Source organism: Nocardioides sp. (assembly GCF_036267815.1).
Taxonomy (GTDB): Bacteria; Actinomycetota; Actinomycetes; order Propionibacteriales; family Nocardioidaceae; genus Nocardioides.
The window spans coordinates 153,587-174,984 of the sequence record NZ_DATAVI010000039.1 but is presented as its reverse complement, the minus strand read 5'-3'; the positions used below and the strand labels follow the sequence as shown (position 1 = coordinate 174,984).

Here is a 21,398-nt window from a genome sequence, read left to right as displayed (position 1 = left end):
CCCAGAGCCCGGAGGTCAGAGGTCGGAGCCCAGAGGTCGGAGCCCGGAGCCCGGAGCCCGGAGGTCGGAGCCCAGAGCCCAGAGCCCAGAGCCCGGAGCCCGGAGCCCAGAGCACAGGGGTCAGAGCTTGGCCCGCACCTCGCGGGCGGCCCGCCCTCCGCTGACGACAGCCCCGTCCAGGTACCCCAGAGCGGCCATCGCAGTGTGCTCTCCGGCGAAGTGCACGTGATGCTCGGGTGCGCCCACGAACCCCCACCACCGGGTGAACTGGCCAGGTCGGAACGCGGCGTACGAGCCATGGCTGTACGGGTCGTGCACCCAGGCGTCGACCCAGGCCCGGCCGGCGTAGCCGTTCTCCAGACCGGGAACGGCCCGCGAGATCTCGGCGAGCGCCTGCCTGGCGATGTGTCGAGGGGCGGGTCCGTGGGCGCGAGCCACGTCATAGGACGCGCCGACCGTGCCGCCGGAGTAGACCGTCAGGAGGCTGGTCCGACCGCGCTCGGCCAGCGACGACGCCCAGGTGTCGATGCGGGCGTCGTCGTACTCACCGGACCAGCGAGAGGCGGCGGTCGGGCCGAAGTGGGAGACGTGGTGGTCGAGCTGGAGCAGGACTTTGGCGTTGGTGCCCATGCCGAGGTGCTCGATGCAGTCCAGCTTGCGCCGGCTCAGGTCCGCGCCGCCCAGGTCGACGTGCCGCAGGGCCGAGAACGGCGTGCACAGCACGACCACGTCGGCCACCTGGGCGGGCTCGCCTCGAAAGCCGAGCCGGTAGCGCCCGTCGGCGCGACGCCGTAGCGAGGTCAGCCGCGAGTCGCGGAGCACCGTCCCCCGGGGCAGCCGAGCAGCGAGGCCGGCGACGATCTGGTCGTTCCCGCCACGCACGTGGAACCGCTCGTCCGACGGCACGCCTCCGCTGGCGAACTCCAGGACCATGTTGATCGCGCTGAGGTGCTGCGGGTCGAGGCCGTACTCCTCGGCCATGTACTGCGTGGTCTCCACGGCCAGCAGGGGATGTCTGCTCCCGAGCGCCTCGTGGAGCCACTCCGCGGCGGTGCGCTCGTCGAGCTCACGCGCGGCCCGACCGGCCCGGTCGAAGCGGTAGGACCCGATCCGCCGGGCATCTCGGTCTGCGGCCGCGCGCAGCAGGTGGTAGCCGTCGTAGACCGCACCCTCGCCCCTGCGCGCTCCACGCAGGAAGAAGCGGTCCCGCGCCGGTGGCCGGCCAGCGGGCAGGGGAGCCAGGTCGTCGAGCTCGAGTCCCAGCTCTGCCACGAGCTTGCGGATCGAGTGGTGGACGGTGTCGATGAACTCGCCGCCGTGCTCGGCAGTCTGCCCGTGGGCCCAGCCGCGTGATGTCCAGCACCGGCCTCCCAGCCGATGCGGGTGCGCCTCGTAGACGGTGCAGGGCACCCCGTGCCGGGCCAGCTCCTAGGCACAGGTCAGGCCGGCCAGGCCCGCTCCGACCACGGCGACCGTAGGAACGACGCGACCCCTCCTGGCCGCGGCACCTGTGGCCGGCCACGGGCTCCACGTCGTCGTCGCGAGGCCGGCGACACCGGCGGCACCGGCGGCACCGGTGACCAGCCGGCGGCGAGAGACTGCGGACGACGACGGCGGGTTGGCGGAGACCGCGGGCACCTGGTCAGGCTAGCGCCGTACGCACGAGGTCGATGAGCGGTCGCGCGACGCCATGGCCCGCACCCACGCCACCAGGGCCTCGGGTGTCGGCGGGGTGTGCCAGGCTTCCCCCATGCGAGGTCCGAGCGCCGCCGACGTGCTCGGCCGAGTGACGCTGGTGACCGGCAAGGAGGAGTTCCTCTCGGAGCGGACGGTCACCGGGGTCCGCGAGGCAGTGCGTCGCCATGATGTCGAGGCGGAGGTCAGCGAGACCCAGGCGCTCGGCCTGACCGGCGGGGCGTTGGGAGACCTGGCGGCGCCGTCGCTGTTCTCGACCACCCGGTGCGTCGTCGTCCGCGGCCTGGAGAACCTCCCCGAGGAGTCGGTCGACGGTCTGCTCGCCTACGCCGCCGAGCCTGTCGACGACGTGGCCGTGGTGCTCGTGCACGGCGGTGGGCAGAAGGGCTCGGGCGTTCTGACCAAGCTGCGCAAGCTCCCCGAGGTCACCGAGGTGAAGTCCGAGGAGCTGCGCGCCTCGGAGTTCCCCGGCTTCGTCGTGGCCGAGGTCCGGGGGCACGGGGCATCGATCGAGCCGGAGGCCGCAGCCGCGTTGGTCCAGGCAGTCGGGCAGGACCTGCGCTCCCTGTCGGCCGCCGCGGGCCAGCTGGCCGGTGACTTCCCCGGCGAGGTGCTGACCGAGGAGAAGGTGAAGCGCTACTTCGGTGGCCGGGCGGAGGCGAAGTCGTTCGCCGTGGCCGACGCGGCCTTCTGGGGGAGGCGACGTCCAGCGCTCGAGGAGCTCAGATGGGCGCTGGACGGCGGGACGGCGCCGGTGCTGGTCACGTCCGCGTTCGCGGGCTCGGCACGCGGCATCGCCAGATATCTCTGCGCCCCGCGGGGCCTGCGCGAGGCCGACCTGGCCCGCGAGGTCGGGGTGCCGCCGTGGAAGGTGCGCACGATCCGCGACCAGTCACGCGGCTGGAGCGAGGCGGCGATCGCGCGCGCCATCCGCACGATCGCCCAGGCCGACGCGGACATCAAGGGAGCCGCCGGCGACGCGCCGTACACCCTGGAGCGACTGGTGCTCACGATCACCGGCCTGCGCGAGCGCTCCTGACAGGGCCTGGAGACGACAAAGGCGCCGACCCGTGGGTCGGCGCCGTCGGAGTCAGGCAGGGTGGCGGCTCAGAGAGAGGAGGCGCGCTTCATGATCGCCGACTTGCGGTTGGCCGCCTGGTTCTTGTGGATGACGCCCTTGGAGACGGCCTTGTCCAGCTTGCGCCCGGCCACGCGGCTGGCCTCGACGGCTGCGTCGTTGTCGCCGGCGTCCGCGGCCTCGCGGAACTTGCGCACCAGGGTCTTCAGCTCGGACTTCACAGCCTTGTTGCGCTGATGACGCTTCTCGTTCTGCTTGTTCCGCTTGATCTGGGACTTGATGTTCGCCACTGACAAAGGCCTTCGGTCGATGGATGCAGGGTCGTTCTCGCAGGTGGTGCAGAGTCTGGGCATACGGGGTCGCAGCGACCTCACACGCGAGGGACAAAGTTACCAGCGGCCCGTCACGCCGCCCAAATCCGGCAGCCGGCGCTCCGGTCGGCTCAGCCCAGGCGGCGCGCGGCGCCGACCAGGGCCCGTCGAGCCTGGGTACGGCGGAACTCGTTGAGCGTGGGCAGCCCGACGTCGGCCGGCGGGCGCGTCGACTGCCAGGCCAGCGCCAATCCGAAGGCGACCAGGAACCCCGTCACCAGGTCGTCTCCGGCGGCGGCCAGAGTCGGCGAGCGCTGCACCGAGGAGTCGAACCAGGCCTCCTCGACGCGCTCGAACCGGGCCAGGAGGGGATCGCACCACGCCGGTGCGAGCGCCCCGGAGCCCCAGTCCACGAACACGATCCGCCCCGGCGCGGGGCGCAGCAGGTTGTCGACCCGGATGTCCCAGTGGGAGAGCTGGGTCTCGTCGTCCTCCAGCAGGGAGACCAGCCGACGCAGCCTCGCCGGTGACCGTCGAAGAGCGGTAGGGACCAGGTCGTCCGGGATCTCGTCGAGATGGTCGAGCGCGGTCGACCACGCGCGAAAGCGAGCCTGGGCGTCGACCAGGCCCGGCTGGCCGAGGTTGGTGGCCCGCGGCCCCGCCGGCACCGTGACCTGGCCGAGGACCTCAACCAGACGGTCGGTGGCGACGAGCAGCGCCTCCATCTCGGCGTCGTCGTCGAGGTCGGGGTGGCCCCCCGAGACGTCCTCGAGCAGCAGGGCGACCCACTGACCGTCGTCGTAGGACGCCACGAGATCCGCCCACAGCGCATGCGAGCCGATCGCGTGGAGCACCTCGATCTCGCGCCGGAACAGGGTGGGGGAGGCCGAGTTGAGCTCGGCGCCGACGGCCTTGACGAACGCCCGTCGGCCGTCGTGCCCGACCAGGCGGGTGGCGCAGCCGGGCGACATGCCGCCGATCTGGTCGGACCATCGCGCGACCGGCGAGCCGAGGGTTGCGTCGACCCAGGCACGCACGCGCGGCGGCACCTCGACGTACGACCGGCGCACGCCCACGGCTCCCACCCCGGTCACCGCCAGCCTCGGCGTTCGGTCAGCCAGTCCCAGCAGACCTCGCCCTGCCAGCGCTGTGCCTGGCGGATGTACGGCGACGTCGACGGCACCGGCTCGGCGGCGGACCTGAGGAAGTAGCCGCAGACCAGGGCGAGCAGGCGGTCCACGTGCTCGGCCGGCACGTCGCGCAGGAGCCGGCGCTCCGCGATCACGCGCTCGACGTCGACGCCGTCGCCGCGGGGTCCGATCAGCAGGATCAGGGAGTCGACCCATGCCGCGCCGGCGACCGGCCAGTTCCAGTCGCAGAGCAGGGTCCGGCCGTCGGAGGTGAGCAGCAGGTTGTCGTCGCGGACGTCGGTATGCACGACCGTGTCTCCGATCGCCCCTTCGGCGAACGCCGCCGCCAGCGCGGCCGCCTCGTCCGCGTGCGGCAGCTCCTCCTGCCCGCGCACGTCGTCCCAGAACGCCGGCCAGGTCGCGAGCTCGGCCGCGATCGGCTCCAGCTCCATCTCGTCCGGGACCGGCGTCAGCACGTCCGCGACCAGCTCCAGGGCGTCCAGGCAGCGGTCCAGCTGTCGGGGTCGCCAGGGTCGGCGCGGTGCGGTCGCCTCGACGTGCTCGAGACCGAGGACCACCCAGTCGGCGTCCTCGACCCAGAGCAGCCGTGGGGCGGGCGCCGAGTCCGGGAGGGCACCGAGCTTGCGTGCCTCCTCGCGGTAGGACCGGGCGAACATCGCCTGAGCGGCCGTGGACGCGGCCTTCACGAAGTGCCGGGAGCCGTCGACACCGGTCAGCACCGAGGCGAAGCCGGGGGTGAACCCCGCCCCTTGCGACTGCGCCTGTACCACGGTGGTGCCGCAGCGCTCCTCGACGAGCCGGCGCACAGGGGCCGGCAGATGCTTCCACTCCAGCCGTCGCGCCGTACGTCCGTGAGGGATCGTCGAAGGAGTGGCAACCACCCCGACATCCTGGCTCATCGGCTCCGGGTCACGCCTCCCTGGTAGCGCCGACACGCCCTAGCCTGGCAGCCATGAGCGAGACCAACGTCGAGCGGGAGCGCGCCCGAGACCTGGACCGGTTCCTCACGTTCGTGGACGCGATCGTGGCCATCGCCATCACCCTGCTGGTGCTCCCGCTGGTCGACCTCGCCAGGGAGCTGAACGACGGCGGCTCGGTGTCGGCCCTGGTCGACAAGAACCGGCCACTGATCGGTGCGTTCTTCCTCAGCTTCGCGGTGATCGCCAACCTGTGGCTGACCCAGCACGGGATGCTGCGCCACCTGGTCGCCGCCAACCAGACGATCACCCGCTTGCTGACGCTCTGGACGGTGACCATCGTCTTCCTGCCCTTCCCGACGGCGCTGGTCTCCGCCCGAGGCGGGGTGAGCGACCAGCCGCTGACCAAGGTGCTCTACGTCGGGACCATGGCGCTGAGCTCCCTGCTCCTGGCCCTGGTCTGCGTGCAGGTACGGCGGGACAGGAGCCTGCGGGACTCCGAGGAGTCGCCCGATCCGCTCCGCTCCTTCGGCGTGTGCCTCACCTTCCTGGTCGCGCTGGGCGTGATGTTGCTGGTGCCCGCCCTGACCTACCTTCCGCTCCTGCTCCTGGTGGCCACCGACCAGGTCGTGAACGTGATGAGGAGCCGGCTCGACCGCCGGGCCGGCGTACGGTGAGGTCATGACGACACGCGAGGACGAGCTGGCCGTGCTGGCGCGCGGCCTGGACCAGGCCGCCGGCATCGTGGACACCGTCGACGAGTCCGACCTGGCTCGCTCCACCCCGTGCGCCGACTGGACTGTCTCCGCCTTGGTCGACCACCTGGTGGTCGCGCCGGAGAGGTTCGCCCAGATGGTGCGTGGCGAGGAGGTGGACTGGTCTGGGCCCGCGCCGTCCCGCGGTGACCACAGGGGTGAGGAGCTGCGCCGGGGCGCCGCCGACTTGATGGAGGCCTGGCAGGGCGTGGGCTCGAACGACACGCCGATGGGTCCGGACTGGCAGTCGGCCGAGGTCGCCATCCACACCTACGACCTCGTGGCAGCGCTGGGGCGGCCCACCGACGGGCTGGACCAGGAGGTCGCGGATCGCGGCCTCGCGTTCATGCGGGCCAACCTCAAGCCGGAGATGCGAGAGCCGGCATTCGGGGCCGAGCACACCGCGCCCGAGGACGCGGACGCCTACGAGCGCATCGCGGCCTTCGCCGGGAGAGCGGTAGCAGCAGGCTGAGGGTCCAACGTCAGGCAGAGCGTCGGGTGAGCGCCAGCTTGTCGCCGATCACGATCCGGCCCCGCCCGACGCCGATCACGCCCTCCTCGACGAGCCGGCGCAGGATCTGGTTGACCGTCGGCCTCGCCCCGCCCACGAGCTGGCTCAGCTCGTCCTGGGTGAGCGGGATCGTGATCGGACCGCTCGAGGAGGTGTAGGTGTCGGCCAGCCTGATCAGCCGGTGCAGGACGCGGCTCTCGAGCGAGTCGTACATCGCCTCGACCAGCTGGGCGGAGAGCTCGTCGACGCGGCGGGCCAGGATCGCGGAGACCAGCTGCTCGAGGCGGGGGTTGCGCTCGCGAAGGTCGCGGAAGATCCCGGCCGGGATGCTCAGCGTCCGCATCGGCTCCAGGGCGACGATGCTCGCCGTACGCCGTGGGTCCTCGAGCCCGATCAGCGACACCTCACCGAAGTGGTCGTCGCGGCCGAGGATGTTGACGATGGCGCTCTCCCCGGTGGGTGTGGTGACCCGGACGGCGGCGCGGCCGTCGAGAACGATGTGGAACGAGTCGGCGATGTCGCCCTCGTGCACCAGGACGTCGCGTCGCGCGTAGTTGTTCACCTTCCCGGCACGGAGCAAGATCTTGGCGTCCGAGTCCGGCAAGGACTGCAAGACCTTGGGGACGTTCACATGGACAGTCATATCAGGGGAGAGCGGCCTCCAAGTGTCACGTGAGCAACAGAATCTCTGGGAGTGAGCGGACGTACCTCCCACCCCCCGGTCGTCCTGCTCATCGGAGCCAGTCCGGCGCAGGGACACCCTCTTGCCCTCGTCAGTACGGTGCCGCTATGACGACCGCACCCGACGTCGATCCGGCCCTGGGCCGCTGCGTCGAGGCGACCCGTGCCCTGTTCGGGGCCGCGGCCTGCTCGATCGCCCTGGTCGACCCCGAGGGGGAGACGCTCGCCTTCGTCGCCTCGGACGGTGCGGGGTCGGAGGAGATCGTGGGCGTGAGCATCCCCGTGAGCCGCGGCATCGCGGGCTGGGCCGCGATGTCCGGTCAGCCGATCGCCGTGCGCGACGTCGTGTCCGACGCGAGGTTCGCCCGCGACGTGGCCGAGTCCACGCACTACGTGCCGACGGCGATCCTGGCCGCGCCGATCGTCGATCCCGGCGGGGAGGTCCTCGGCGTCCTCTCGGTGCTCGACCCGGTCGTCGACGAGGCCAGTGACTGGACCCTGAACGTGTTGGGCACGATCGCGGGGCTCCTCGCGATGCTGCTCGACCGGATGAACGCCGCGGGAACCCTCGCCGAGGGTGAGCCGCTGGCCCGCCTGGGCAGCGAGGTGCTCCGCCTCGTGGAGTCGTGGGGGTCGAGACCGGGCGGTCACCGGTGACGCTGGTCCCCGAGTGGTCTCGCGCGTTCGACCGGGCTGCGCTCGAGGAGGTCGTCGCGCTGCCGATCGACGGCGTGCGCGAGTGGGCCTTCGCCGGTGCCACGGGAGCCGGGGTCAAGGTGGCGGTGGTCGACAGCGGGGTGGACGCCGGCCATCCGCGAGTCGGCGGCATCGCCGGCGCGGTGGCCTTCGAGCTCGACCCGGACACCGAGCCGGGGTTCGCCGCCGTCGAGGGCGAGCACGAGGACCTCGTCGGCCACGGCACGGCGTGCGCCGCGATCGTCCGGGCCCTCGCCCCGCAGGCGCTGATCTACTCCGTCCGTGTGCTGGGGGCCAACCTCAAGGGACGCGGCGCCCTCCTGCACGCCGGGGTCCTGTGGAGCGTCGAGCACGGCATGCACGTCGCGAACCTCTCGCTGTCCAGCAAGTCCGACGCGATGTTCGGGCCGCTGCACGAGGTCGCCGACGAGGCGTACTTCGCCGGGACCGTGCTCGTCTGCGCGGCCAACAACCTCCCGGGTCCCACGTACCCCTCGCAGTACGCCTCGGTCGTGTCGGTAGCCGCGCGGGCCGGGGGCGACCCGATGGGGCTGGCCTACAACGCCCGTCCCCCGGTGGAGTTCGGTGCGCGCGGCATCGACGTCGACGTCGCGTGGGCCGAGGGCGGGTCGATCACCGCGACCGGGAACAGCTTCGCCGCTCCGCACGTGGCGGCGATGGTGGCCCTCATGCGCAGCAAGCACCCCTGGCTCACGCCGTTCCAGGTCAAGGCCGTCCTCCAGGCGGCGAGCGTCAACAGCTCCGCTCGCTGAGCGCCCTCCGCGCACCTGACCCGGACGCCGTCGTGCGCGATGGAGTGCGTGGTTCTTCGCCTTCTGTCACGCGCGTGACAGACGGGGCGCCCCGGCCGGCGGCAGGGTGGGACCTGTCGCACGCAGCAGGCGACACCACGGATGTCTCGTCGCTCGACCGGGGGGATCGGACGGCGAGCAGCACGGGGAAACACGGCGGGGAGGCTCCCAGGGGGGTGCGCCTCCCCGCCGTACCCGTGCGTCCTCCTGCGATGGCCCTCGACGAATCCGGGCCGGCGGGGACCGCGTGGAACAATCGTCGAGACCGATCCCACCCGTTTCCCGCAGAGGTCCGCCGTGCCCAACCCGCCCGTGCCCGTGCCTGGTGGCACCGACCCCGCGGTCCTCCGGAACTTCTGCATCATCGCCCACATCGACCACGGGAAGTCGACGCTCGCCGACCGGATGCTCCAGCTCACCGGCGTCGTGGACGAGCGGAGCGCCCGGGCGCAGTACCTCGACCGCATGGACATCGAGCGCGAGCGCGGGATCACGATCAAGAGCCAGGCAGTGCGCATGCCGTGGACGGTCGAGCAGGACAACGACCAGGACACCGCGCCGGGTACCTACGTGCTCAACATGATCGACACCCCGGGCCACGTCGACTTCACCTACGAGGTCTCCCGGTCGCTCGAGGCGTGTGAGGCGGCCGTCCTCCTGGTCGACGCCGCCCAGGGGATCGAGGCCCAGACCCTGGCCAACCTCTATCTCGCCCTCGGCGCCGACCTCCACGTCATCCCGGTGCTCAACAAGATCGACCTGCCCAACGCCAACCCGGAGAAGTACGCCGCGGAGCTCGCCCACATCATCGGCTGCGACCCGGCGGAGGTGCTCCGGGTCAGCGCCAAGACCGGCGAGGGCGTCGCTGCCCTTCTCAACGAGATCGTGCGGCAGACCCCGCCCCCCGTCGGCGACGCGGACGCGCCGGCGCGGGCCCTGATCTTCGACTCCGTCTACGACACCTACCGCGGCGTCGTCACCTATGTCCGCGTGATCGACGGCAAGCTCAGTCACCGCGACCGGATCAAGATGATGTCGACCGGCGCGGTGCACGAGATGCTCGAGGTCGGCGTGATCAGCCCCGAGCCGGTCAAGGCCGGCGACCTGGGGGTGGGCGAGGTGGGCTACCTCATCACCGGGGTGAAGGACGTGCGCCAGTCGCGCGTCGGCGACACCGTGACCAGCCAGCACAACGGCGCGACCACGCCCCTGGGCGGCTACGCGCACCCCAACCCGATGGTCTTCGCCGGCCTGTACCCCATCGACGGCGACGACTACACCGACCTCCGCGAGGCGCTCGACAAGCTCCAGCTCAACGACGCCGCGCTCAGCTACGAGCCCGAGACCTCCGGTGCGCTCGGCTTCGGCTTCCGGTGCGGCTTCCTGGGTCTGCTGCACATGGAGATCGTCCGCGAGCGCCTCGAGCGCGAGTTCGGCCTCGACCTGATCTCGACCGCGCCCAACGTCGTCTACCACGTGACGATGGAGGACGGCACGGAGCACGAGGTGACCAACCCCAGCGAGTATCCCGACGGCAAGGTGGCGGCGGTCCGCGAGCCGGTCGTGCGGGCGACCATCCTCAGCCCCGCCGACTACATCGGCACCATCATGGAGCTCTGCCAGCGCAAGCGCGGATCGCTGCTGGGCATGGACTACCTGTCCGCCGACCGCGTCGAGCTGCGCTACTCGCTGCCGCTGGCCGAGATCGTCTTCGACTTCTTCGACCAGCTGAAGTCGCGCACCAAGGGCTATGCCTCGCTCGACTACGAGCCGACCAGCGAGCAGCTCGCCGACCTCGTCAAGGTCGACATCCTCCTGCACGGCGATCCCGTGGACGCCTTCAGCGCCATCGTGCACCGCGACGAGGCCTACGCCTACGGCGTCATGCTGGCCGGCAAGCTCAAGGAGCTGATCCCGCGGCAGCAGTTCGAGGTGCCGATCCAGGCTGCCGTGGGGGCGCGCGTGATCGCCCGCGAGACCGTGCGCGCGATGCGCAAGGACGTGCTCGCGAAGTGCTACGGCGGAGACATCACCCGCAAGCGCAAGCTGCTGGAGAAGCAGAAGGAGGGCAAGAAGCGGATGAAGATGGTCGGCCGCGTCGAGGTGCCCCAGGAGGCCTTCATCGCGGCGCTGTCCACCAGCCCGGTCGGGGAGAAGGCCGGCAAGAGGTGACCGCGCGGATCCCGCTCGGGGGACCGGGGGCCGGCCCGCGGGCCGTCGCGGTCGTCGCGCGGGGTTCGAAGGTGCTGGTGATCGCGCGCCGCCTCGACGGGCGTGCGTACGCCGTGCTGCCGGGAGGTCGCGTCGAGCCGGGGGAGACGCCGGCCGAGGCGGCCGTACGGGAGCTCGCCGAGGAGTGCACGCTGGCGGGCACGGTCGTGCGTCACCTCTTCGACGACAGCCGCGGTGGCCGCCCCGCGTCGTACTTCGAGGTGGACGTGCCCGAGGGCGATCCGGTGCTCGGGGGCGAGGAGGCCCGCGCACAGTCCGAGCACAACCACGTCCAGCCACTCTGGGCGACCGCCCGAGAGCTACCGATGCTCGGCCTGCTTCCCGACGGGATCGCTGAGCAGGTCGTCGAGGCCGTGTGGCCCCTGCACGTCGAGGCGGCCGCCGAGCCTGACTGGCCCCTCGTCGAGCGCTTGTGGCAGCTCTACCAGCATGACCTCTCGGAGTTCCGACACAGCGCTCCCGGTGCCGAGGGCACCTTCCGCGCGGACCGGCTCCCGGCGTACCGCGGCAACGACGACGCGGTCGCCTACCTCGCCCGGCTCGGCGATGTGCCGTGCGGCTTCGCCCTGGTGCGTGGGCTCGGCCGTGACCAACGGCTGATGGGGGAGTTCTTCGTGACCCGGTCGGTCCGCGGAGGCGGCACCGCCGCGGCGTTCGCGACCGAGGTCCTGCGCCGGCACCCCGGACCCTGGCTGGTCCCCTTCCAGAACGAGAACGCTCGGGCCGCCGCGTTCTGGCGCAGGCTGGCCGCGGTCGTTCTCGTGGACGTCGCGGAGTCGACGCAGGCGATCCCCGGCAAGCCTCACCTCCCAGCGGACGTCTGGCTCACCGGCACCTGCGCAACCATGCGCAACTGATCGCCGACAGCGGTCGTCACAGTGGCAGTTCGTCCCTACCTCGGAGGTCACCATGCGCATCGTCCTCAAGGTCGCCCTCGCCGCCACGCTGGCTGCCGGCACCCTGGCCGCCGGCTCCGCCTACGCCGCGCACGGCGGCTCGTCGCCCGACACGTCTGCCAAGACCCACGTCGTGGTCGTGCGTCCCGTCGACTCGGCCGGGCACCCGGAGTCGGGCTGGGCCGTGCACCGGATGAAGGGCGTGCAGGCCGACTGCGACGCCAGCGCCGCACCGTCCGCCGTCGACGACGGGATCTACGAGTGCTTCCCGAGTGCGGCGTACCTCCCGGCGTGCTGGCCCTCGCGGCACCACACGGTGCTCTGCCTGCGTGATGCCCGGACCAAGAAGCTGGTCCGAGTGAGGTACCACGGGGGGCTGGGCACCGCGACCGCGCCGGCGACGCCGAGCCCGATCGACATGGTCCTCGGCAAGCAGGACTGCGCGCTGCGGGTGGGCGGAGCGTGGGGCACGATCGCGACGCACCCGAAGTGGGTGGGCTTCTACTCGTGCACCCACGGCAGCGTCTACGGTCCGCCGAGGGGCGACGGCGTGGACCGGGAGTCCCAGCCGTGGCGCGTCCGCCTGTGGAAGAGCGGCACCAAGCACACCGTGGTCCGGCGGTCGGTCACCCTGGCCTACGTGGTGGGCACTCACTCCTGAGCCGGACTGTTCGAGGCCGAACCTGCGGGGGAGCCGGGTCCGAGTGCCAACAATCTCTGGGGCTCGATCGCTCGGGACGACCCGTTCTTCCACGATTCTCGTGACACGGTGGCGGCGCCGCCCGGGACTCCGGACGCGCTCGCACGGCACGAGGATGGCCATGACCCACGAGACCGACCCGGGCGCGTCCGGCACGACAGCGCGACGGACCGTCGTCCGGGTCTGCGCGACCACCGCCTGGGTCACCCCTCTGGTGACGCTGGCGGCAGCCGCCCCGGCAGCCGCGGCGGTCTCCGGGGCCACGCTCGCGGTCACCACGGCGACGTACTACGGCGTGTCCCGGAGCCTCGCGCCGCTCGGGCAGGTCTACGAGACCTTCCCCGTCATCACGGTGCGCAACGACGGCTCGGCCGCGGCGACCGACCTGGTGGTGAATGTCGTCTACCCCTCCGCCTACGTCGGTGTCTCGAACGGCGCCCCCTTGATCGGCGGCGACCGGGGCGTCGGCTGGTCGGAGTCCGCCATCTTCAGTGGCAGCGACGGCAGCTTGACGATGCGCTACCGGTTCAGCTCACCCTTGGCAGCGGGCCAGTCGTCCACGATCAGTCCCTCCGGAAGCTACTGCCTGGTGTGGAAGAACCAGGTCACCGACACGGTGCCGCTCACCGCCTCTGCGACCGGATATCCGACGGTCGCGGCCGTGCTGGCCCGCGTCGCCGCACCCACCCCGTAACGCGCGACCTCGTCAGGCGCTGTTGACCGATGCGTAGGGCAGGCCGAGGCCGAGCGCCGTGGCCAGCGCGACGCTCGGCTCCTCGAGCTCGGCCTTGCGCGGCTTGCGCGACCCGGCGAACACCGAGACCGCGAGCGTGCGGTCGTGACCCGCGCCCTCGATCCGCCAGTGGCCGCCGACCCGGCCGTCGACGAGCAGCGGCGCGAGCATGAAGCCGTTGCTCGTGCTCCACAGGAGCGCGTGGTCGGCGGGGGTCACGAAGCGCTCCCGCGCCTTGGGGTCGTAGCCGCAGAGCACGGCGTCGAACTCCGGCAGCAGGCGCACCCCCGGCAGCTCGCTCGGCGGCGGCGCTCCGGGTACGTCGGCGTACGCCGCACCGCCCGGCCCCTCGTGCCAGACCGGGTCGAGCCGCTCGAGCAGCGCGTCGACCTGCCGGAGCCCCAGCCCCGACCACCACGCGACGTCGCGCCGCGTGGCCGGGCCATACGACGACAGGTGCAACCACAGCACGTCGAGCAGTGGGTCGTCCCCGGCCGGCCGGCCGGGGACGAGGGCACTGGCGGTGCGGTAGCCCGCGCCACCCTGTCCGGACCAGTCGCCGCGCAGCGGGCGCCGGACCAGACCGCCGTGGCCGAACCCGAGATAGCGCCCGAGGCCTCGGTCGATCCCGGCGGGCACGGCCTCGCCCCGGGCGACGAGCCAGTCTCCGAGGTGCTCGAGGAGCTCCTCGGGGGTCCGCCAGGCGTCGGCGGCGAACTCCTCGGTGGCCCGCCACACCTCCTCCACCTCGGTGTGCTGGAGAGGCAGGTGGCGCGCCCACAGCGCGCGCTGGCCGACCCGGGTGGCGGCGTCGAGGAGCGGATGGTGCTCGGCGCTGGAGGTGTGCACGGTGCCGCGGATCGTGCTGCCGCGCACGATTCCCCACGTCTCGTAGGCCTCTGACACCGTGTCGTGCGCGACCCCCGGCCGGCGCGCGCCCATCGCGACGTACGGCGAGCGCGCGGTCTGCGACTGGATCGGCCCGATCCTGCGCACCGTCTCGACCACGGCTTCACGGCCGACACCGGGGACCTCCGGGAACTGCCGCGAGAGGGTGAGTGCTCTGAGGTCGTCCCAGTCGTACGCCGCCACGGCACCACCGTAGGGCGCACGTCGGAGGCTCGCCGACCCCGTGTCACGATGGCGGCACCATGCCCGAGCCGCTCATCGTCCTGCCGCCCGGGCTGGACGAGCAGCGCGGGCTCGGGCCGGACTGGGCGCGCTGGCTCGACGGCCTTCCCCGGCGGTTCCGCGACGTCCTCGACGACTGGGCGCTGCGCCGAGACGGCGACGACCTGTGGCACGGCTTCTGCTCCTTGGTGGCGCCGGTGCTCACCGACGACGGCACTCGCGCCGTGCTGAAGGTGGCCTTCGACGAGGACGACGAGTCGCTGCACGAGGCGCTCGCGCTCCAGCAGTGGCAGGGCCGCGGCACGGTCCGGCTGCTGCGCGCCGACCCCCACCGTCGGGCGATGCTGCTGGAGCGCCTCGAGCGCCGCGACCTCCGCGAGCTGGAGGAGTCCGAGGCCTGCGCGGTGGTGGCGTCGCTCTACGCCGAGATCCACGTCCCGGCGCCGCCGCAGCTGGCCGAGCTGGCGTCGTTCGTGGGTCGCTGGCTCGACGACCTGGCCGCCCAGCCCCGCGACATCCCGATCCCGTCGCGCTACCGCGAGCAGGCCCTGTCACTGGGGCGTGACCTGCTCGCCGACCACCCCGCCGCCGGACGGATGATCCACGGCGACCTGCACTACGAGAACGTCCTGGCCGCCCCTGCCGACACCGAGCCCGAGCGTGGCGCGTGGCTGGTGATCGACCCCAAGCCGATGTCGGGCGACCCTCACTACGAGCCCGCTCCGATGCTGTGGAACCGGTACGACGAGCTGGCCGGCGACGTGCGGGCGGGACTGCGGCGACGGTTCCACGCGCTGGTCGACGGAGCCGGACTCGACGAGGACCGCGCTCGCGACTGGGTGGTGGTGCGGATGGTCCTCAACGCCAACTGGTCGGTGCAGGACGCCCAGCGTGCCGGTCGCGACCTCGATGCCGAGGAGCGCGAGTGGATCACCCGGTGCATCGCGATCAGCAAAGCCGTCCAAGACTGATCTGCGAGCCCGCCCGCGCGGCACTAGAGTTCCGGCGACCGAAGGAGGACGGTGAGCGGCGACACCACCCCGGACGCCGTGGTGCTCGAGAAGCGACCACGGTCGCTGGTGCACATGTTCCTCCAGCGCGTCGAGGACACGCCCGACGCCGACGCGTTCTACTACCCGGTCGAGGGCGGCTGGCAGGAGTCGACCTGGACGCACGCCCACGCGCTGGTCGAGGGGCTGGCCGCGGGGCTGCTGGCGCTCGGAGTCGAGCCCGAGGACCGGGTGGCGATGCTGGTGAGCACCCGCTACGAGTGGGTGCTGGGCTACCTCAGCACGCTCTGGGCCGGGGGAGCCGTGACCGCGATCGACCCGTCGGCCGACGACGAGACGATCGCCCGGGTGCTGGGCGACTGCGGTGCGCGCGTCGTCCTGGCCGAGGACTTCGAGACCGTGCGGACCCTGTGGCGGATCCGCGCCGACATCCGCACGGTCGGCAAGGTGGTGCAGGTCGACGGCGACTACCCCGACGAGCGGGTGCTCTCGCTGGAAGGTCTGCTGGCACTGGGTCACGACCATCTCGCGGCCAACCCGCGGGCGCTGTCGCAGCGCCTCTACGCGGTCCGGCGAGACGGCCTGGCCGCGCTCGCCTACACCCGCGACCGGGACGGCGTGCTGCGCGGCGCCCGGATCACGCACGCCGCCCTGAGCTACCGCGCCACGGCCGTGAGCATGCTGGGCCGGCTGAGCCGAGACGACCTGGTCTACCTCCCGCTGCCGCTCACCTCGCCGTACGCCCAGGCGGTGCTGGGGGTGCAGCTGGCGACCGGCTTCGCGCTCGCGGTGGAGGGGCGCGCCGAACGAGCCGTCGACTCCATGCGGACCGTCCATCCCACCGTCGTGACCGCGGGCGTCCGGTTGCTGGAGCAGATCCGCGCCCGCGCCGAGCAACAGGGTGGTGACGGGCGCCTGCGACGGCGCACGACGGAGCGTGCTCTCGACGTCGCCCGGCAGGTGCACGAGGCGCGTGCCGGCGACGAGCCGGTCCGGGGCCGGCTGGCCCGTCAGCACCGCTCGCTGGACCGCAAGGTGCTCGCCGGCGTGCGCGGCCTGTTCGGGCAGCGGCTCCGCTTCGTGGTGGTCTCGGGCGGCGGGGTGGATGCCGAGCTGGCCGACTACCTCGACGTCGTCGGCGTGACCGTCCTGGAGGCCTACGGTCGTGCGGACTCGGGTCCGGTGAGCGTCGCCCTGCCGGAGGACGCCGACAGCCGGACGGCGGGACGGCCGATCCCGGGCACCGAGGTGGCGATCTCCCGCGACGGGGAGATCGAGGTACGCGGGCCTGGCGTCGCCGAGGGCTACCACGGTGTCCGCAGGGCTGGTCCCGAGCTGCTCCGAGACGGCTGGCTGCCAACCGGCGACGCCGGGCTCCTGGACTCCGAGGGACGTCTGCGCGTGCTGGGCCGGCTGGTCCGACGGGGCTGAGCCGCCGGATCGATCGGCTACTCGGGGGTGACGTCCTCGACCAGCGCGGGCCTCCCCGTTCGGCGCCGTAGCGAGCTGGATCTCGCGCCGATCCGGCAAGGCGGACGCGCGACGGCGGGCTGGATGCCCGTCGAGCGCTGAGGACGCAGCCAGATCGGATGCGAAATCCCGCGCAGCAGGCCCCCCGAACTGGGAGACACGGCCTAGGGTGAAGCGGGCTCTGACCGCGCCCCCTTCCCGCTCCAGGAGACCCCGTGCCCGACACCATCGACGCCGGCTTCGTCGACCACATGGCCGCCAACGTCGCCTTGCAGTTCCTCGACCGGGTCGACCTGAGCCCGCGCAGCGAGGCGTTTCGCTACCCCCGCGGCGAGGCGTGGGAGTCGGTCACCTGGGCCGAGACCGGTGCGCAGGTCTCCCGGGTGGCCGCCGGGCTGCTCGCGCTCGGGATCGAGCCGGAGCAGCGCGTCGGCATCGCCGCGGGCACACGCTACGAGTGGATCGTGGCCGACCTGGGTGTGATGTGCGCCGGCGGTGCGACCACCACCGTCTACCCGTCCACCAACGCCGAGGACACGGCGTACATCGTCGGCGACTCCGAGTGCCGCGTGGTGTTCGCCGAGGACGACGAGCAGGTGGCCAAGCTCCGGGCCCACCGCTCCGAGCTGCCCCACCTCGCCAAGGTGGTGACGTTCGACGCGGCCACCTCGTCGGACGACGACTGGGTGATCTCGCTGGCGGACCTCGGCACGCTGGGCGACACCTTCCTGGCCGACCACGGCGGCGTGATCCGCGCGACCGCCGAGCAGATCCGCCCCGACCAGCTCGCCACCCTGATCTACACCTCGGGCACCACCGGACGTCCCAAGGGCGTCCGCCTGCGCCACTCCTCGTGGGTCTACGAGGGCAGCGCGATCCAGGCGCAGGGCATCTTGAGCGAGGAGGACCTGGAGTTCCGGTGGCTGCCGATGGCCCACTCCTTCGGCAAGGTGCTGCTCTCCACCCAGCTCGCGTGCGGATACCCCGCCGCCATCGACGGACGCGTCGACAGGATCGTCGACAACCTCGGCGTCGTACGACCGACGTTCATGGGTGCCGCTCCGCGGATCTTCGAGAAGGCGCACGCCCGGATCCTGACCACGCAGGCGGCGAAGGGCGGCTTCGAGGAGTCGGTCTTCACCTGGGCCATGAGGGTCGGGCTCGCCCGTGCCGCCCTCAAGGCGCAGGGTCGTCAGCCCGGGCCGCTCCTGCAGATCAAGCACTTCGTCGCCGACGCGATGGTGTTCGGCAAGATCCGGCAGCGCTTCGGCGGCCGGGTGCGGTTCTTCATCTCCGGCGCGGCCGCGCTCAACCAGGACATCGCCGAGTGGTTCAACGCCACCGGGATCTTGATCCTCGAGGGCTACGGGCTGACCGAGTCGTCGGCGGGCTCGTTCGTCAACCATCCCGACGACTACAAGATGGGCACGGTGGGCCCGGTCTTCCCCGGGAGCGAGGTCCGGCTCGGCGACAACGACGAGATCCAGATCAGGGGCCCGGGCGTGATGGAGGGCTACCACAACCTGCCCGAGGAGACCGCGAAGACCCTGACCGACGACGGCTGGCTGCGCACGGGCGACAAGGGCGAGCTCGACGCCGACGGCTTCCTCCGGATCACCGGCCGCATCAAGGAGCTGTTCAAGACCTCGGGCGGCAAGTACATCGCGCCGCCCGCGATCGAGTCGAAGTTCAAGGCGATCTGCCCCTACGCCAGCCAGTTCGTGGTGTTCGGCAGCGAGCGGAACTTCTGCGTCGCCCTGCTCACCCTCGACCCCGACCCGCTCGGTGACTGGGCGAAGGAGAACGGCGTGGACGGCGACTACGCCGCCATCGTCGCCTCCGACGCGTGCCGGGCGATGGTGGAGGGCTACGTCACGGAGCTGAACAGTCACCTGAACCGCTGGGAGACCATCAAGAAGTGGACGCTGCTCGACCACGACCTCTCGGTCGAGTCCGGTGAGCTCACTCCCTCCATGAAGGTCAAGCGCAACGTCGTCGAGGACAACTACGCGGACACGATCGATGCCTTCTACGCCTGACCGCCCGGCCGCTCCGGGTCGTCCGCTGGACGGCGGTCTGTAGCCCGGCCTCGAGCGGACGACTCTCTCCGACGCCGCCAGCGAGGATGCGGCAACGCGCTCGGGGACCACGGTCCCGCCGTGGCGCGGCGTCTGCTGGTCGGGCAGCGGGAGGCCGTGCGCCTTGCGCATCCGCACCACGCGGCTCGGCCAGAGAGTGTGCGCCTTCGGCGAGCATCCCGAGCGTCCGCTTGAAATGGCGTCGCCAGCGCAGCGGCCGCAGCCGGCCGATCTCGCGCAGCAGACGCTCAGGAGTCGTCAGGCGCTGCTGGACCACCGCTGCGAGCGGTCCGTGAGCGGCGCATCCCGGCCGCGGCCGGAGCCGGCGACCAGGAGAGCTGCCGGCTCGGTCCGCCAGGTAGGCAACGGCCCGGTCGCGAACAGCCCGACCGGGCGGCGCGTCCCCACGAAGCGGACGCCGGCCAAGGGCGCGAGGTTGTGCGGCTTGGCGAGCAGGACCGTGATCTCCTCGCGGTGCCAGTGCGCCAGTCCGCGACGCTCGAGGGCCGACAGGCCCCCGATGGCGCGGCCCGGCCCGGCGTGGAGCACCCCCACATCAGCCGGTCTCGCGAAAGAGCCGTGTCGTCGACGTGGTCGCTGTCCTACCTCGTCGCCAGCAGCCGACGACCTGGGAGCAGCCCCCGCTGCTGGCCGGCCAGCGAACGCCACGTAGCGGCACGTCGGGCAGACATCACAGAAGAGTGCCCGAACAACGCCGTCGCCGACCCGGAAAGGCCTTACGCTGGCGCGGGCTCGGGCTCGACTGGGACGGGGGAGTGCCGTGAGCGAGAGCGTGGCCGCCGGGGCCAAGGTCGGCGTCGGGGGTGGTGTCGTCGCCTCCTTCGTGCGCGAGACGACCGGCTCGCTGAGATCGGTCTTCGTCAACCGCGACCTGCGGCGGCTCCAGCTGGCCTTCGCCGGCTCCCTGGTCGGCAACTGGGCCTATGCCACCGCGGTCGCGGTCTGGGCGTACGGCGTGGGCGGGCCGAAGGCGGTCGGCATCTTCGCCGCCGTCCGGCTGGCGCTGATGGCGTTCGCGACGCCGTTCGTCTCCACGTTCGCCGACAGGTACCCGCGCAAGCGGGTCATGATCTTCAGCGACCTGTACTGCGCGACGCTGATCTCGGCGGCGACCATCTGCCTCTACCTCGGTACTCCGGCCTGGTCGATCTTCGCCCTCGCCGCCGTCACCTCCTTCGGCAGCTCGTCCTTCCGCGCCGCGCAGGGTGCCCTGACACCGCAGCTGGCCAACACGCCCGACGAGCTGACGGCATCCAATGCCACCGCCAGCACCTTGGAGAGCATGGCGATCTTCGTCGGGCCGGCCATCGGCGCGGGACTCCTGACGATCGCCGACGTGGAGGTCGTGTTCCTGCTCAACGTCGCGTCGTTCCTGTTGTCGATGACGATGGTGTCGGGGATCCGGGTTCCGGTTCGCTCCCCGTCGCCGGGCCCGAAGCCGCACGAGGGGGACGACAGCGGCGAGGTCGGCGACGTGCTCGCCGAGGCGGAGCAGAAGGCGGAGGGGTTCGTCGCCGAGACGTCGGCCGGCTTCCGGACGATCGGCCGCGACCGCGACCTGCTGCTGACCGTTCTCGAGGGCTCGGCGCAGACCGTGCTGGCCGGGGCGACGGCGGTGCTGCCGTTGGTGATGGCGGTGGAGATCCTGCACACGGGCGCGAAGGGCGTCGGCCTGCTCGACTCCATGTCGGGACTGGCGGCCGTGGCCGGCGGCATCTTCGCGATCTCCCGGGCGAGCCGGCATCGGCTCGGCCAGGACCTCACGACCGGCGTCCTGCTCTGGTCGGTGCCGCTGCTCCTGGTCACGATCTGGCCCGCGCCGGTGATGGCCTTCCTGGTGATGGCCTTCCTGGGGTTCGGCAACCCCTTGGTCGACGTCAACGTCTTCACCGTCATCCAGCGCCTGACGCCGGACGCCGTGCTGGGCCGCGTCTTCGGCGCCTTCGAGACGTGCCTGATCGCCACCATGGCGCTCGGCTCGGCGATTACCCCGGTGATGCTGCACGAGTGGGGGCTGCGGACGACGATGGCGGTGCTGGGCCTGGCCGTCGGCGCGGTCGCACTCCTCGGTCTGCCGCGGATGCGCCAGCTCGACCATCGCCTGGAGGCCCCGGCCGGTCTCGCGTTGCTCCAGGCCGTCTCGATGTTCGGGCCGTTGAGCCCGGTCACCCTCGACGCACTGGCGCGCGGGCTGGTGCGCGTGCCGGTCGCGGCCGGGGCGGTGGTCGTCCACGAGGGAGACGAGTCCGACCGGTTCTACATCATCGAGTCAGGCACGGTGCGGGTGACCGCCGCCGACGGCCACGAGCTGCGCGAGGAGGGTCCCGGTGACCACTTCGGCGAGATCGGCCTGCTGCGCGACGTTCCCCGGACGGCGACCATCACCGCCGTCGACGACGTGGTCCTGCTGGCGCTGGCCCGCGAGGAGTTCCTCGAGGCGGTGACCGGACAGGGCGAGGCACGCCGACTCGCCGAAGACGTCGTCACCCGCCGCTTGCGCACGTAGGGGACACTGCCCCT

The 21,398-nt window shown here is 72.0% G+C and carries 21 protein-coding genes; 13 read left to right on the top strand and 8 right to left on the bottom strand.

Annotation, left to right across the window (positions count from 1 at the left end; genetic code table 11):
• Positions 1-120 precede the first annotated feature (120 nt).
• Together VHW64_RS08550 and VHW64_RS08545 are read right to left on the bottom strand one after the other, a co-directional pair.
• Positions 121-1,425, bottom strand: a complete 1,305-nt coding sequence (locus VHW64_RS08550; RefSeq protein ID WP_329650188.1) for an NAD(P)/FAD-dependent oxidoreductase — start codon at positions 1,423-1,425, stop codon at positions 121-123.
• 3 nt (positions 1,426-1,428) lie between these two features.
• Positions 1,429-1,638 (bottom strand): hypothetical protein, encoded by a 210-nt coding sequence (locus tag VHW64_RS08545; protein ID WP_329650104.1) that lies wholly within the window; start codon positions 1,636-1,638, stop codon positions 1,429-1,431.
• A 112-nt stretch (positions 1,639-1,750) separates the two neighbouring features.
• Between VHW64_RS08545 and holA the strand changes: the two genes are divergently transcribed.
• On the top strand, positions 1,751-2,734 hold the full coding sequence (gene holA / locus VHW64_RS08540) for a DNA polymerase III subunit delta (RefSeq protein ID WP_329650103.1): 984 nt from the start codon (positions 1,751-1,753) through the stop codon (positions 2,732-2,734).
• Positions 2,735-2,802: 68 nt separating this feature from the next.
• Here the strand turns inward: holA and rpsT are convergent, their stop codons facing one another.
• The 3 genes from rpsT to VHW64_RS08525 form a co-directional block, all read right to left on the bottom strand.
• Positions 2,803-3,063, bottom strand: coding sequence for a 30S ribosomal protein S20 (gene rpsT / locus VHW64_RS08535; RefSeq protein ID WP_329650102.1), 261 nt, complete (start codon positions 3,061-3,063; stop codon positions 2,803-2,805).
• Positions 3,064-3,215: 152 nt separating this feature from the next.
• Positions 3,216-4,178, bottom strand: a complete 963-nt coding sequence (locus VHW64_RS08530) for a hypothetical protein (RefSeq protein WP_329650101.1) — start codon at positions 4,176-4,178, stop codon at positions 3,216-3,218.
• Positions 4,175-5,116, bottom strand: coding sequence for a phosphotransferase (locus tag VHW64_RS08525; protein WP_329650100.1), 942 nt, complete (start codon positions 5,114-5,116; stop codon positions 4,175-4,177). Before VHW64_RS08525 ends, VHW64_RS08530 begins: the two co-directional genes overlap by 4 nt.
• A 71-nt stretch (positions 5,117-5,187) precedes the next feature.
• On the opposite strand from VHW64_RS08525, the gene VHW64_RS08520 reads away from it, so the two are divergent.
• Entirely contained in the window at positions 5,188-5,829 is a 642-nt protein-coding gene (locus VHW64_RS08520; protein WP_329650099.1) for a TMEM175 family protein, read from the top strand.
• 4 nt (positions 5,830-5,833) lie between these two features.
• Entirely contained in the window at positions 5,834-6,379 is a 546-nt protein-coding gene (locus VHW64_RS08515) for a maleylpyruvate isomerase family mycothiol-dependent enzyme (protein WP_329650098.1), read from the top strand.
• 10 nt (positions 6,380-6,389) lie between these two features.
• Here VHW64_RS08515 and VHW64_RS08510 read toward each other — a convergent pair whose 3' ends face one another.
• Positions 6,390-7,049 (bottom strand): Crp/Fnr family transcriptional regulator, encoded by a 660-nt coding sequence (locus tag VHW64_RS08510; protein ID WP_329650097.1) that lies wholly within the window; start codon positions 7,047-7,049, stop codon positions 6,390-6,392.
• Between the two features lie 158 nt (positions 7,050-7,207).
• Here VHW64_RS08510 and VHW64_RS08505 point away from each other — a divergent pair, with 158 nt between their 5' ends.
• The 6 genes from VHW64_RS08505 (at position 7,208) to VHW64_RS08480 (ending at position 13,129) form a co-directional block, all read left to right on the top strand.
• Positions 7,208-7,756, top strand: coding sequence for a GAF domain-containing protein (locus VHW64_RS08505; protein ID WP_329650096.1), 549 nt, complete (start codon positions 7,208-7,210; stop codon positions 7,754-7,756).
• Positions 7,753-8,568 carry a S8 family serine peptidase gene (locus VHW64_RS08500; protein ID WP_329650095.1) on the top strand — a complete coding sequence of 272 codons (816 nt, stop codon included), beginning with the start codon at positions 7,753-7,755 and terminating at the stop codon, positions 8,566-8,568. The genes VHW64_RS08505 and VHW64_RS08500 overlap by 4 nt, the downstream gene beginning before the upstream one ends.
• A 336-nt stretch (positions 8,569-8,904) precedes the next feature.
• Entirely contained in the window at positions 8,905-10,779 is a 1,875-nt protein-coding gene (lepA, locus tag VHW64_RS08495) for a translation elongation factor 4 (protein WP_329650094.1), read from the top strand.
• On the top strand, positions 10,776-11,696 hold the full coding sequence (locus VHW64_RS08490; RefSeq protein WP_329650093.1) for an NUDIX domain-containing protein: 921 nt from the start codon (positions 10,776-10,778) through the stop codon (positions 11,694-11,696). The genes lepA and VHW64_RS08490 overlap by 4 nt, the downstream gene beginning before the upstream one ends.
• Positions 11,697-11,748: 52 nt before the next feature.
• Positions 11,749-12,396 carry a hypothetical protein gene (locus tag VHW64_RS08485; protein WP_329650092.1) on the top strand — a complete coding sequence of 216 codons (648 nt, stop codon included), beginning with the start codon at positions 11,749-11,751 and terminating at the stop codon, positions 12,394-12,396.
• Between the two features lie 160 nt (positions 12,397-12,556).
• A complete protein-coding gene (locus VHW64_RS08480) occupies positions 12,557-13,129 on the top strand; it encodes a hypothetical protein (protein WP_329650091.1) in 573 nt (190 codons plus the stop codon).
• A gap of 12 nt (positions 13,130-13,141) precedes the next feature.
• Here VHW64_RS08480 and VHW64_RS08475 read toward each other — a convergent pair whose 3' ends face one another.
• Entirely contained in the window at positions 13,142-14,260 is a 1,119-nt protein-coding gene (locus tag VHW64_RS08475) for a DNA glycosylase AlkZ-like family protein (RefSeq protein ID WP_329650090.1), read from the bottom strand.
• Positions 14,261-14,319: 59 nt separating this feature from the next.
• Here VHW64_RS08475 and VHW64_RS08470 point away from each other — a divergent pair, with 59 nt between their 5' ends.
• The 3 genes from VHW64_RS08470 (at position 14,320) to VHW64_RS08460 (ending at position 18,818) form a co-directional block, all read left to right on the top strand.
• The gene (locus tag VHW64_RS08470) at positions 14,320-15,270 is read left to right on the top strand and encodes an aminoglycoside phosphotransferase family protein (RefSeq protein WP_329650089.1); all 951 of its coding nucleotides are present in this window, start codon (positions 14,320-14,322) and stop codon (positions 15,268-15,270) included.
• 51 nt (positions 15,271-15,321) lie between these two features.
• The gene (locus tag VHW64_RS08465; protein WP_329650088.1) at positions 15,322-16,740 is read left to right on the top strand and encodes an AMP-binding protein; all 1,419 of its coding nucleotides are present in this window, start codon (positions 15,322-15,324) and stop codon (positions 16,738-16,740) included.
• A 254-nt stretch (positions 16,741-16,994) separates the two neighbouring features.
• Positions 16,995-18,818, top strand: a complete 1,824-nt coding sequence (locus tag VHW64_RS08460) for a long-chain fatty acid--CoA ligase (protein ID WP_329650087.1) — start codon at positions 16,995-16,997, stop codon at positions 18,816-18,818.
• Between the two features lie 297 nt (positions 18,819-19,115).
• Here the strand turns inward: VHW64_RS08460 and VHW64_RS08455 are convergent, their stop codons facing one another.
• The gene (locus VHW64_RS08455) at positions 19,116-19,412 is read right to left on the bottom strand and encodes a hypothetical protein (protein WP_329650086.1); all 297 of its coding nucleotides are present in this window, start codon (positions 19,410-19,412) and stop codon (positions 19,116-19,118) included.
• Positions 19,413-19,638: 226 nt separating this feature from the next.
• Here VHW64_RS08455 and VHW64_RS08450 point away from each other — a divergent pair, with 226 nt between their 5' ends.
• Positions 19,639-21,384, top strand: coding sequence for an MFS transporter (locus VHW64_RS08450; protein ID WP_329650085.1), 1,746 nt, complete (start codon positions 19,639-19,641; stop codon positions 21,382-21,384).
• The last annotated feature ends 14 nt before the right edge of the window (positions 21,385-21,398 follow it).

Bases quoted from the DNA above. Each gene is read 5' to 3' on its own strand.
- VHW64_RS08485 (WP_329650092.1), top strand. From the start codon at position 11,749: ATGCGCATCGTCCTCAAGGTCGCCCTCGCCGCCACGCTGGCTGCCGGC.
- VHW64_RS08480 (WP_329650091.1), top strand. From the start codon at position 12,557: ATGACCCACGAGACCGACCCGGGCGCGTCCGGCACGACAGCGCGACGG.
- holA (WP_329650103.1), top strand. From the start codon at position 1,751: ATGCGAGGTCCGAGCGCCGCCGACGTGCTCGGCCGAGTGACGCTGGTG.
- VHW64_RS08515 (WP_329650098.1), top strand. From the start codon at position 5,834: ATGACGACACGCGAGGACGAGCTGGCCGTGCTGGCGCGCGGCCTGGAC.
- VHW64_RS08470 (WP_329650089.1), top strand. From the start codon at position 14,320: ATGCCCGAGCCGCTCATCGTCCTGCCGCCCGGGCTGGACGAGCAGCGC.
- VHW64_RS08520 (WP_329650099.1), top strand. From the start codon at position 5,188: ATGAGCGAGACCAACGTCGAGCGGGAGCGCGCCCGAGACCTGGACCGG.
- VHW64_RS08505 (WP_329650096.1), top strand. From the start codon at position 7,208: ATGACGACCGCACCCGACGTCGATCCGGCCCTGGGCCGCTGCGTCGAG.